Annotated in this window: 7 protein-coding genes; all 7 read left to right on the top strand. The window is 29.6% G+C overall.

The window, feature by feature from the left end:
- On the top strand, positions 1 to 578 hold a 578-nt coding region (locus BUC03_RS15220; RefSeq protein WP_159432725.1), incomplete at its 5' end, for a hypothetical protein.
- A gap of 177 nt (positions 579 to 755) precedes the next feature.
- Positions 756 to 1,700: a hypothetical protein gene (locus BUC03_RS14575; RefSeq protein ID WP_073153741.1), complete on the top strand. Its 945-nt coding sequence runs from the start codon at positions 756 to 758 to the stop codon at positions 1,698 to 1,700.
- A 190-nt stretch (positions 1,701 to 1,890) separates the two neighbouring features.
- The gene (locus tag BUC03_RS14570; protein WP_073153739.1) at positions 1,891 to 3,084 is read left to right on the top strand and encodes a HEPN-associated N-terminal domain-containing protein; all 1,194 of its coding nucleotides are present in this window, start codon (positions 1,891 to 1,893) and stop codon (positions 3,082 to 3,084) included.
- On the top strand, positions 3,085 to 3,597 hold the full coding sequence (locus tag BUC03_RS14565) for a hypothetical protein (protein ID WP_073153736.1): 513 nt from the start codon (positions 3,085 to 3,087) through the stop codon (positions 3,595 to 3,597).
- Positions 3,598 to 3,756: 159 nt separating this feature from the next.
- Positions 3,757 to 5,535 carry a DUF4209 domain-containing protein gene (locus BUC03_RS14560; RefSeq protein WP_073153733.1) on the top strand — a complete coding sequence of 593 codons (1,779 nt, stop codon included), beginning with the start codon at positions 3,757 to 3,759 and terminating at the stop codon, positions 5,533 to 5,535.
- A 156-nt stretch (positions 5,536 to 5,691) separates the two neighbouring features.
- Positions 5,692 to 6,165: a hypothetical protein gene (locus BUC03_RS14555; protein ID WP_073153730.1), complete on the top strand. Its 474-nt coding sequence runs from the start codon at positions 5,692 to 5,694 to the stop codon at positions 6,163 to 6,165.
- 44 nt (positions 6,166 to 6,209) lie between these two features.
- Positions 6,210 to 6,824 carry a hypothetical protein gene (locus BUC03_RS14550; protein ID WP_143159215.1) on the top strand — a complete coding sequence of 205 codons (615 nt, stop codon included), beginning with the start codon at positions 6,210 to 6,212 and terminating at the stop codon, positions 6,822 to 6,824.
- Positions 6,825 to 7,267 lie beyond the last annotated feature (443 nt).

Genomic DNA, 7,267 nt, shown 5'->3' with positions numbered 1-7,267 from the left:
TTTCCGCAAGTTTCGGGTTCTTAGCAGGCTTGGTTTCAGGCGGACAGTTAAGTGCTTCGAAATGCCCTACGTTTCATACCCGAGACCGTTGGCAAACATTTGAAAAACGAAATCCGAATTTGAAAAAACTATTAACTTTTCTTTTAAGTCTGACCTTGATTTTGACTTCCTCTTGTGGAAATAAAAAATCGGAATCTAAAAAATGGACAGAATCTGACCTGAATTGTGGAAAAGCAGAAATAACAAAAGTTGTTGGAAACAATGAATATTTTGGTGGTGGAAAAGACATTATAGTTGAGTGCAAAGTGGAATTTGACAACTCGGAATTCGAATCGGAACTAATAATTGACGTTTCTCTGATTGGAGAAGCTTATTGTCCTTTTAAAGTTGGAGATATTGTGGTTGCTAAATTTCTAAAAACTAACCGACAGAAAACAGTTGAAATGTATCTGTTCGAATCAATTAACGGTCGAACTGGATTTAAATGGAAAGCACCTTATACAATGAGTGATGCTTGCCAAGGAAAATTCCCAAAAGGATTTAGCTATAAAGCGTTGAGTGCAAAAGGAAAATTATAAATGAATAAAAAACGTTTGCCAACAATGTATAATTCCAACTAAGGTTTGATTGTGTCCTGCGGACACAGACGCAAAAGCGTCGAAGTTAGCTCTTTTTATTATCTTTATTCCTAACCTTCCCTTAGCTGGGAAATTATACAAAACCGTTAGCAGTAATATAGCCACTCACCCGAAAAAATGACCAAATATTATAATTTAAATGGAATTTTAGGAACAGAAGAAACTGAAAATTCGGTTCTATGCGAATGGAATAATCAATTTTCAATTAAATCAAATGATAATACAACTGAAATTGATTTTAAACTAATAGCAATAACACATAAAGTTGCGGAAAAAATGTTTGGGAGTTACCAAAACCTTTATAACATTTTAATTACGAAATCTACAATTTACTCATATGCAGGAGTGGATGCTGAAATAAAAATTTCAAAAACAGACTTTGAAAAATGGATTAATTCCGAAAATTCAGAAGAAACGAATAAACTACTGTTTTACTATGATTTTCAAAACCTTGTAGGCTCGCTACAAAATTTGATTCAAGAATCACGATTTATTTTTTGTGAATTTTACAAAAGCTTAAATGAAAACTCTTTTATGTTAAGTGAAAATCCTATAAACCCAAATGGAATGATGTTCGCATCAGGACAATTAGTTACGACTATTTTTTCTAAAGTTAATCACCTATTTATAAATCTTGTAAGTCAATTAGATTTTATAACCAAAATTGCTAATGAACTTGAGAATATACCAAATGATTTTAAAGAGTATCCAAAATTAAAGTCTAACAATATACTATATGGAAATCTAAAAAAATTACAAAATATTGATTTCACAAATACTGTCTTTGAAAAAACAGATGATATTAAGTTAATAATAAGTTTGAGGAATGAAATAATTCATAATGCTTCGTTTGAAAATATTCCAAAAGTTTATCAAGTATTTAAAGACAATAAAATGATTGAAAAATTTATTTTTATTCCTGACAGTACAAATGGAATTTTTGACTCATTTAAAAACAGAAATAGATTTTTTAATAATGAAATTAAGTTAAACGAACTTTTACCAGAACTTGTAACTGAATTTTGGAAAAAAATGGAATTTACGATTGACAAACTAAAATAAATACTACTGCTAACACCGTATAATTCCAACTAAGGTTTAGTTGTGTCCTTCGGACACAGACGCAAAAGCGTCAAAGTTAGCTCTTTTTATTATCTTTACTCCTAACCTTCCCTTAGCTGGGAAATTATACAAAACCGTTGTGCGTAATTTAAAGCCTCACAACTAAACAACGAAAATTCATTAAAATTTAATGGGAAGAGCAAAACAAAGATGGATTGAATTGGAGGCACAAAATATTGGTAGTGTTCCTGATAAAAACCTCTGTGTAAAACATATAGACGACAATGTAATCAAACGTTTTATAAGAAATAATTACAAGGATGGATATTGCGATTATTGCGAAAAAGAAGTGAAAGTTGTAAGTCTTGAAGATTTATTAGAATTTATGATGCTTGGAATTTCGAATTTCTATGAAGATGCTGGAAATTATATGAGTTATAACGGACGAGAAGGAGGATATTTAGGAGAAACTTTTGACCCGAACGAATTAATACAAGACCACGTTGGATTGGAAACTGACCCATTTGAATTGACAGAAGATATTGTAAGTTCAATAGAAGACATTGCTTGGTCTGAACCTGATATGTATTATGATACTGAACGAGACGAGTTAATGTACCAATGGAGTTATTTTAAAAACTTAATTAAACATAAATCAAGATATCTATTTCAACAAAATCATTCATCCAACAAAAGTCAAAATGCATTTACAATTTTAAAAGAAGTTGGACAAATAACTAAATCTCTGAATCTGATTAAAAAAATTGAGAGAGGAACAATCATTTACCGCTGTAGACAACATCATTCAAGCAAGGTTGTTAGTGAAAAGGAGAAATTAGTTGCACCACCAGAGGAATATGCGATTTACCCTAACAGGTTTAGTCCATCAGGTATTTCTATGTTATATTCCGCATTCGACCCAGCAACAGCTTTTTTGGAAACGATAAGTAGAGAAGACAAAAAAAAAGATTCTATTACAATTTCAAAGTTTAAATTAAAAAAGGAAATCTATGTAATAGATTTTAATAGGCTACCAAAATTGCCAAGTATTTTCGATTACAAAAAAGTAAAAACACATTACCTAATTCGTTTTCTCTATGATTTAGTTAAAGATTTTACGCAAGAAATAAAAAAAGACGGAAAAGAACATATTGAATACGTACCAACGCAAGTAGTTACAGAATACTTTAGATATCCATTTAATAAAAACAGACAAAATATAATTGAAGGAATTGTATATCCTTCTTCAAAAAATAAGTCGGAATCATCGTCTGTTATTTTTTGGAATAATGAAGAATGTTTAGAACATCTTGAATTAGTAGATTTAGAAGTAGAAAAAATAAAAAACTACGCACAACAATGTATAATTCCAACTAAGGTTTGATTGTGTCCTGCGGACACAGACGCAAAAGCGTCAAAGTTAGCTCTTTTTACTATCTTTACTCCTAACCTTTCCTTAGCTGGAAAATTATACAAAACCGTTGTGTGCAATATGAAAACAAAACTTATGAAAAAAATAATCTTACTATCGATTTTAATTTTGGTTTGCGGACTTTCTTACTCACAAGAAAATTGCGACAAATTTAAAATAGGTAAATTTCAGAATATTGAAAACGGAATTTTAAAAGCTAAAATTCAAAGAAATGACTCTATCCAAACTGAACAATATGGAGAAAAGAAAATAACGCTGAAAATAATATGGATTGATGATTGTAGTTATAGACTGAAATTTTTAGACGGAAATGAAGCGTTTTGGAAATCTAGACCGAAAGATAAGCCGACACCTGATTTGATTGTAAAAATCACAAATGTCAATGGAAATAAATATACGCAGGAATCAAAATTTGACATTGATAATGACTTTGTATATAAAAGTGAAATAACAAAAACTGAATAAAATACTGCACACAACAATGGCTATAAGTAATTGCTTGTTCTCGCCTACTTCTGAAAATCCTAGCGGATTTTCAGTTTGATGTGTACTTGCAAAAATAAGTGCTAACACACGCAACTACTAATAGCCGAGACCGTTAGCTGCAAGTTTCAAAAAAAAACAATGAAAGAAAATCCAAAAGAAGTTCAAAGTTTCTATAGTTCAATGGAAAATCTAAAATCATTGAATATTTGGAATATCCAAAAAGAACTTGAAACTATTGAAAATTTAGATGTCGATTGGAAAAATAAAATCGTTGTTGAGAGAAAAATTTTAACCTATAATATCAATAATGGAAGATTAATAAATAATGCTCAGACAACAGACATTAAAGGTAATATTAATAAAGCAGAATTTACGGTTAAGGAAATAGATTACATTAAGCAAAGAATAAATCAAACAGAAAACACCTTTTTAATATCAAGATATGCTCATTTAATTTGGCAAATTGAAAAGCATAATGACTATGCAGAAATATCAATACTAAATTATATTAAAACAATTAATAAGGTTAAAGCAAATGAAGCTAGAGAATTACCTATATTACTTTCTGCACTTTTTTATATTTCAAAAAAGACAAAAATTGGAATTATTGAAATTCAAAAGTTCACTTTAAATCTAACCAACGAAGTCCCAGATTGGTTTAAATCAAGCATTCTAGACGCCATTTTAGAAAATAATATTTTATCTTCAGAACAATTGAAAAATATTGCAATTGATTTACCAACTTGGGTAGAAAATGAAAATCCGACCTCATACTTTCATAACAAAACAACTTTAAATACTGGTATTAAACTATATAAAAAGTTTAATATGCCCACTAAAAAACTCTATGAGTTACTATCCAAAAATGAAGATTTAATATTAAATCAGCATCAGAAAGATAATGATTTTATTAAATTACAAACTTTAGGTGATAAAGCTAAATATTTAAGAGAAGCAGGAAAAAATGTTGAAGCCGAGTCTATTTTAAAAGAATATAACCGTTTAAAACAAACTGTAAAACTTGGCAAATTTAACTGGGAACTTGGAGAAAAAGAAACTCAACTATTTAATGAATACTTAAAAAAATATTCCGAGATTATTCTAAAACTTCCGACAGAAAAAATTTTAGCTTATTTTTCAATTAATGAAGATATATTAGTTGACCCAACTGAAAATGAAACTTACTCAAAGCAAACAATTAAAAACTCAATTCAAAATCTATTTTCTTTAAGTGTATTTGATATTAATAGCAATCATAAACATCTTGAAGAATCAGAAAAGATCGTAAGAGAAATAAATAAAAATTATACTTTATCACACACTACTAAATGTTTTAGCCTATTTCTTAAAGTTATTATTGAGGGTATATGGTCTGGAAAAATAAATTATTATAAAATATATGATTTCTTAGAAAAACATACTTGGTATGGATTAAAATTTCAACGGGGAATGACAGCAAATGAAATTGATAAAAATTCCACTTGGCTATCGATGCTTGCACCAGGAATACATAGTTTATTTGCCCAATTCGAATTATCAATTTTAATGAATACAAATAAAGTCAACAACTTTATACTTGCTTTGGATTCTTTAACTTTAAAATTTGAAGGTGCGCTTAGAGATTTTATAAGGTTGGCTGGAGGTAACACATCAACTTCAAGAAGAGGCGGTGAAATTCGCGAACAGCTATTAGAAGAACTTCTAGACAATGAGATAACCAAAGAATATTTTAGTCAAAAAGACATTGCACTTTTTAAATATACTTTTACTAACATAAACCAAGGAAAAAATATTAGAAATAGTATAGCTCATTCATTTTATCAATTTTCAGATTATCATTATCAACCTGCTCTATTAGTTTTCTTTTGTACACTAAGATTAGGTAAATACACATTCCAAGAAAAAACCAGCAGCTAACAACGTATAATTCCAACTAAGGTTTAGTTGTGTCCTGCGGACACAGACGCAAAAGCGTCAAAGTTAGCTCTTTTTACTATCTTTACTCCTTAACTTCCCTTAGCTGGAAAATTATACAAAACCGTTGGCAGTAATTTAAAAACCCACGAACTTGAATTGAATCAGAATAAAAAAATAGCTCTTTTCATTATAATTTTAATTGGATTCATAGTACCATTTATACCTGCTTTGACGATTATTGAAATGTTTTATCTCTTAATTCCTTTTGGAATAGTTTTCATTACAACTCTGATTTATTTAATTGTAAGTTTATTAAATAAAAATATGGATAGCCGAAAAGCTTTGTTCGTTTTTTCACTTCTTCCGATTTTTATATTAGCTCAAATTCTTTCAGGATTTACAGTTGATAAAGTACAAAGATTTAGGAGTGAAAATATTATTTCCGAAGTTGAGAATCTGAAAACCGAAACTGGAGTTTACCCAGAAAAAATTAATGCACCACTCGGAATTGAATACATAAGAATGAGAGACAAAAAGAGTTATGTAGTTTTTTATTCAAGAGGATTTATGGTAAAGGAAAAATACCAATCTGAATACAACCATTGGAAAAGTTATGGATGGAATGATTAAAAAAAAACTACTGCCAACAAGGTATAATTCCAACTAAGGTTTGGTTGTGTCCTGCGGACACAGATGCAAAAGCGTCAAAGTTAGCTCTTTTTACTATCTTTACTCCTAACCTTCCCTTAGCTGGGAAATTATACAAAACCGTTGCCCACAAGTTGAAAAAAACATTACGAAATATAATAATCATTCTATTTTTCCCTTTGACTTTAATCGGACAAAATAATGATGCGAATGTTGAAAATCTGAATAAAATAACAAGAATAACTCGAGAAGTTGCTAAAATAAATCTAACCGAAAAAGAATTTAACGAAGGAATTGCAGAAGGACCAATTATTTACAAAAGCATATTCAGAAAAAATGGAGGTTGGACAGCATACTATCTTTATGAAAATCAAAATGACAATCCACCTTTGCGAATTAAATATAGCCAAACAGCAAAAAAAGGTTATGACGAATTTGAGTTTTATTACAAAGATGGAAAAATGATATTCGCTAAATTGATCGAATTTAAAAATCGTGGAAGGAATAAAGGCTCTGAAACTAAACGCTTATTTTACTATAAAGATAACGAACTGATTTACACAACGGAATCTGAAAAGGAAAAGTACGCTGAATATATAAAGCGGACTGAAAAAAGTGTTCGGAAAATGATATATGAATAAAAAACCTGTGGGTAACACCGTATAATTCCAACTAAGGTTTAGTTGTGTCCTGCGGACACAGACGCAAAAGCGTCAAAGTTGGCTCTTTTTATTATCTTTACTCCTAACCTTCCCTTAGCTGGGAAATTATACAAAACCGTTAGCTAAAATACGAAACAAAAATCAGCGAGTTTAAAATAAGTTACTTTCTTTTTGGAGATGATTTATTGTGATTCTGAATATTAAAGTCATCTGACAAAATTATTGAAAGTTTTACTCAAAACTGATACGGATAAAACGTACTGAAAATCTTTGCGGAAAATTTAAAAATTAAAATCAGAACACGGCGGACTTGAAATCACTCAGATGGAAAAACTGAAACGGATAATTTGTTGCGGTAAAAAATTTTCTCAGCACTACTCTATTTTTCAAATGTATACGGATAAAAAAATTATTCGAAATTC

Origin of the sequence: Mesonia phycicola, from assembly GCF_900141885.1 — a bacterium.
GTDB lineage: Bacteria > Bacteroidota > Bacteroidia > Flavobacteriales > Flavobacteriaceae > Mesonia > Mesonia phycicola.
The sequence above is the reverse complement of the archived record's forward strand: the minus strand, read 5'-3'. Positions and strand labels throughout refer to the sequence as shown.